Below are 4308 nucleotides of genomic sequence, written 5' to 3' on the forward strand. Positions count from 1 at the left end.
TGCATTCGTCGCGACGCGGCTCGCCGCGCCCGACTGGGGCCGCATCGCGGGCGGCTTCGATCCGCACGCGATCGACGTCGCCGCGCTGCTGCAGCGCGCGTACCCGGCCTGATGCCCTTTGGATAGCTTGGTAAGGCCCAGTTCGCCTTCGCCCGCCCGGAGTCACGATGAACCTCGTCGCCGCCCTCGACCGCGCCGCCCGTGCGACGCCCGACCAGCCATTCCTCGTCAGCGAATCCGCGACGATCACCTATGCCGCCGCGCGCGAGCGCTCGCACCGCGCGGCAGCCGTGCTGAGCGCGCTCGGCGTCGCGGCCGGCGACCGCGTCGCCGCGATGTGCTTCAACACACCGTCTTTCGTCGACCTGATGTTCGGCGCGTGGCGGCTCGGCGCGACGTTCGTGCCGGTCAACCACAAGCTGCAGGCGCCGGAAGTCGACTACGTGCTCGAACACAGCCGCAGCAAGGCGCTGCTGTTCGACGTCGCGCTCGCGCCGGTGGTCGAACGCCTCGTGCATCCCGCGCGGCGGCTCGTGACCGAAGGCGAACTCGACGGCGTGCCGTGCTTCGACACGCTGTGCGCGACGATGGACGGCCTCGCGGGCATCGAGCCCGCCGACGGCGACATCGCGCAGATCCTCTATACGTCCGGCACGACCGGCCACCCGAAAGGCTGCGTGCACAGCCACCGCACCGTGACGCTCGCGGCGATGCAGGCGGCGCTCGCGACCGGCATCGGCCGCCACGAGCGCACGCTGATGGCGATGCCGATCTGGCATTCGTCGCCGCTCAACAACTGGTTCGGCGGCACGCTATACGCGGGCGGCACCGTCGTGCTGCTGCGCGAATACCATCCGCTGCGCTTCCTGCAGGCCATCGAGCGCGAGCGCGTGACGCTGTATTTCGGCGCGCCGGTGTCGTACCTGCTGCCGCTCGACACGATCGACGGCTTCGCGGCGTTCGACCTGTCGAGCGTGCGCGCGTGGCTGTACGGCGGCGGCCCGATCGGCCCCGCGCAGGCCGAACGTCTCACGCATGCGTATCGCAGCAACGCGTTCTTCCAGGTGTACGGCATGACCGAAGCGGGGCCGGCCGGCACGACGCTATATCCGGACGAGCAGATCGCGAAGGCCGGTTCGATCGGCCGCACCGGCGGCCCGGGCGTCGACCTGCGCGTCGTGCGGATGGACGGCCTCGACGCGCAGCCGGGCGAGACCGGCGAGATCTGGCTGAAGACCGACAGCATGATGCTCGGCTATCTCGACGATGCGGCCGCGACGCGCGCCGCGTTCGCGCCGGACGGCTGGTATCGCACCGGCGACATCGCACGGATCGATCAGGACGGCTACCTGTTCATCGTCGACCGGCTGAAGGACATGATCGTGACGGGCGGCGAGAACGTCTATTCGAAGGAAGTGGAGGACGTGCTCGGCGCGCATCCGGACATCGCCGAGGCGGCGGTCGTCGGCGTCCCGCATCCCGACTGGGGCGAGACGGTCGTCGCGCACGTGGTGCTGCGCGCGGGCAGCGTGCCCGACGCGGATGCACTGCGCGCGTTCTGCGGCGAGCGGCTGGCCGCGTACAAGATCCCGCGCGAATTCACGTTCGCGCAGGCGCTGCCGCGCACGCCGACGGGCAAGCTGCAGAAGTTCCTGCTGCGGGTGCGGCGCGGAGACTAAGTACCTAGGATTGAGTCAGCGCATTTACAACCCGCGCACTCATACTCTCGCTGCATAAGAAATTACGGACAGCGAATCATACTTGTCCGATTGATCAACGGTTCTTATCTGGAATAGCGTCTCGGGGCAGGACATTCCGTTTACCGAGACAGGGCTGCTGTTGAGCAACGGCGACCAGCAATCAACAATGCCCGCAGCATTGCAGGATACGTCACTTACATGCCTAAATTTATTATTAGCCTGTTCCTGATCACTTCCAGCCCGACATTTGCATGCATCGCCAGCGAAAATTTCGATATCTACTTCTTGCCAAATAGCTCGCACATATCGAACTCCGAAATCGCCCGCATTGAGAAATGGGCAATCGATCAAAAAATCAATTATGCGAATCACCTAACCAAAGAGACAACACTGATCAGCGGCCATGCCGAGGAAAGTGAACCGGGAGCACTGGCCCTTGCGCAATCGAGATTGCAAACCGCGTATGCGCTGTTGGAGGAATTAGGTTTTTTACGCGGGACCATCAAGAAGAGCGCCCGCGTTTATTCACATGGCGACGTGGACAATGGACGGCGCGTGGAAATTTCCTTCCTGCCCGACTGCCCTAACAAGTGCTGCGACGGCAAGTAACGTCATACTGCCGCCGGCCACGGCGATGCGGTATCGACATACGCATGCGGCAACCCCGCCGCACCGTGGCCAGCAAGATCCCTATGCCGTACCGGCCGTGGCTCACCAAAGAAAAAACCACCAGACCAGACGGGCCCAGTGGCTCTTTCGCATGACGTGTGGGACGACGCATTGCGCCGCCACCCCGCGCGTCAGAACATCATGACCGGCTGCTTACTTCCCGCCGATGCTCTTCAGCGGCTTCCACTCGCCCTTCTCGACCTTGTACATCGTGATGCCGCCGTTCTTCAGGTCGCCCTTCGCGTCATACGCGACGTGCGTCGACGTCACGCCGGCCATGTCGGTCTTCGCGAGCACCGGCAGGTACTTCGCCGGATCGGTCGAATCGGCCTTCTTCATCGCGTTGAACAGCGCCATCGCGCCGTCGTACGCGTACGGCGAGTACGTCTGCACGTCTTCGCCGAAGCGCTTCTTGTACTTGTCGGCGTACGTCTTGCCGCCCGGCATTTCTTCCAGCGGGAGGCCTGCCAGCGAAGCGATCGTGCCGTCGGCCGCGTTGCCCGCGATCTTCAGGAACGTCGGCGTCTTCACCATTTCGCCGCTCATCAGCGGAGCGGTGATGCCGAGCGCCTTCATCTGCTTGACCATCGGTGCCGCCTGCGAATCCGCGCCGCCGTAGTAGACGAGATCCGGCTTCGCCGCCTTCAGCTTGGTCAGGATCGCCTTGAAGTCGACCGCCTTGTCGTTCGTGAATTCACGGTCGACGATCGATGCGCCGCCGGCCTTCGCGGCCTTCTCGAACTGGTCGGCGAGACCCTGGCCGTAGGCCGTGCGGTCGTCGACGATCGCGATCTTCTTCATGCCGAGATCCTTCGACGCGAACGTGCCGGCCACCGAGCCCTGCTGCGTGTCGGACGTCATCATGCGGAAGGTCGTCTTGTAGCCCTGCTGCGTGTATTCCGGTGCGGTCGCCATCGCGATCTGCGGAATGCCCGCGTTCGCGTAGATGCGCGAAGCCGGAATCGTCGTGCCCGAGTTGAAGTGGCCGAGCATGCCCTTGATGCCGTCGTCGACGAGCTTCTGCGCGACCGTCGTGCCGGTGCGCGGGTCAGCCTGGTCGTCCTGCGTGTCGAGCACGAACTTCACCGGCTTGCCGCCGATCTTCGGGCTCGTCGCGTTGAAATCCTCGATCGCGAGCGCGATCCCGTTCTGCATATCCTTGCCGTAGTGCGCCTGCGCGCCCGTCATCGGCCCTGCGTAACCGATCTTCACGTCATCCGCATGGGCCGTCCCCGCCAGCGACATGACCGCGACGAACGTCGCGCCTGCCAGCTTTTTCATCGTGTGTTGCATAGCATCTCCTTGGTACCAGGGTAAATGGAGCGGCTTCGGGATCGCCTTGCCGCTTCCTATGTTTGATCCGAACGGCAAGGATGATCAGCCGATCGTCATCAAATTCGCATTGCCACCCGCCGCGGCCGTGTTCACGCTCACCGAGCGCTCCGTCAGCAGCCGTTCCAGCGCGTAATCTTCCGCATCGCCGTTCTCGAACGCGCCCACCGACACGCCCTGCACCGACACGATCGGGCCCGGCCGCTGCGCGACGTCCTTCACGAGCGTCTGCAGTTCGTCGCTGTCGCCTTCGAACAGCACCGCGTCGAACGGCGCGTCGGCCTGCTTGCGCACGGTCGCGTGCGCCTTCAGCGATGCCGGCAGCGCGGCCACCAGCGCCTCGCCGGCCGCACCCGCGAACAGCGCGCGGTTACCGGTCGCCAGCACCGCCGCGAACTGCGCGCGCGCACCGCCCGGCGTCGCCGCGACACACAACACCGTGCCGCGCGGGCCGAGTGTATACGTGTTTCGCTCGCCCGTCGGACCGGTCAGCACCGCGGTCGCACCGGCCGGCACCTGGGCCAGATAGCCGTCGCAACGCGCGGCCAGCGCCGGCTCGCGCTGCTCGATCAGCCAGTCGCGCAGCGTCGTGAGCGCCGCCGCCGGG

3 protein-coding genes and 1 pseudogene are annotated in these 4308 nt (G+C 65.5%); 2 read left to right on the plus strand and 2 right to left on the minus strand.

Annotation, left to right across the window (positions count from 1 at the left end):
• Positions 1–167: 167 nt before the first annotated feature.
• Together G3N98_RS38510 and G3N98_RS38515 are read left to right on the plus strand one after the other, a co-directional pair.
• Entirely contained in the window at positions 168–1679 is a 1512-nt protein-coding gene (locus G3N98_RS38510) for an AMP-binding protein (protein WP_206151051.1), read from the plus strand.
• A 219-nt stretch (positions 1680–1898) separates the two neighbouring features.
• Complete coding sequence (locus G3N98_RS38515; protein WP_206151052.1) at positions 1899–2309, plus strand: hypothetical protein; 411 nt, start codon at positions 1899–1901, stop codon at positions 2307–2309.
• Between the two features lie 213 nt (positions 2310–2522).
• On the opposite strand, the gene G3N98_RS38520 is transcribed toward G3N98_RS38515, so the two are convergent.
• Both G3N98_RS38520 and G3N98_RS38525 read right to left on the minus strand, forming a co-directional pair.
• A complete protein-coding gene (locus G3N98_RS38520) occupies positions 2523–3662 on the minus strand; it encodes a branched-chain amino acid ABC transporter substrate-binding protein (RefSeq protein ID WP_089493821.1) in 1140 nt (379 codons plus the stop codon).
• An 84-nt stretch (positions 3663–3746) separates the two neighbouring features.
• Positions 3747–4308, minus strand: a pseudogene (locus G3N98_RS38525) (trifunctional transcriptional regulator/proline dehydrogenase/L-glutamate gamma-semialdehyde dehydrogenase); the annotation flags it as partial.

Source organism: Burkholderia sp. Tr-20390 (genome assembly GCF_017104595.1).
Taxonomy (GTDB): Bacteria; Pseudomonadota; Gammaproteobacteria; order Burkholderiales; family Burkholderiaceae; genus Burkholderia.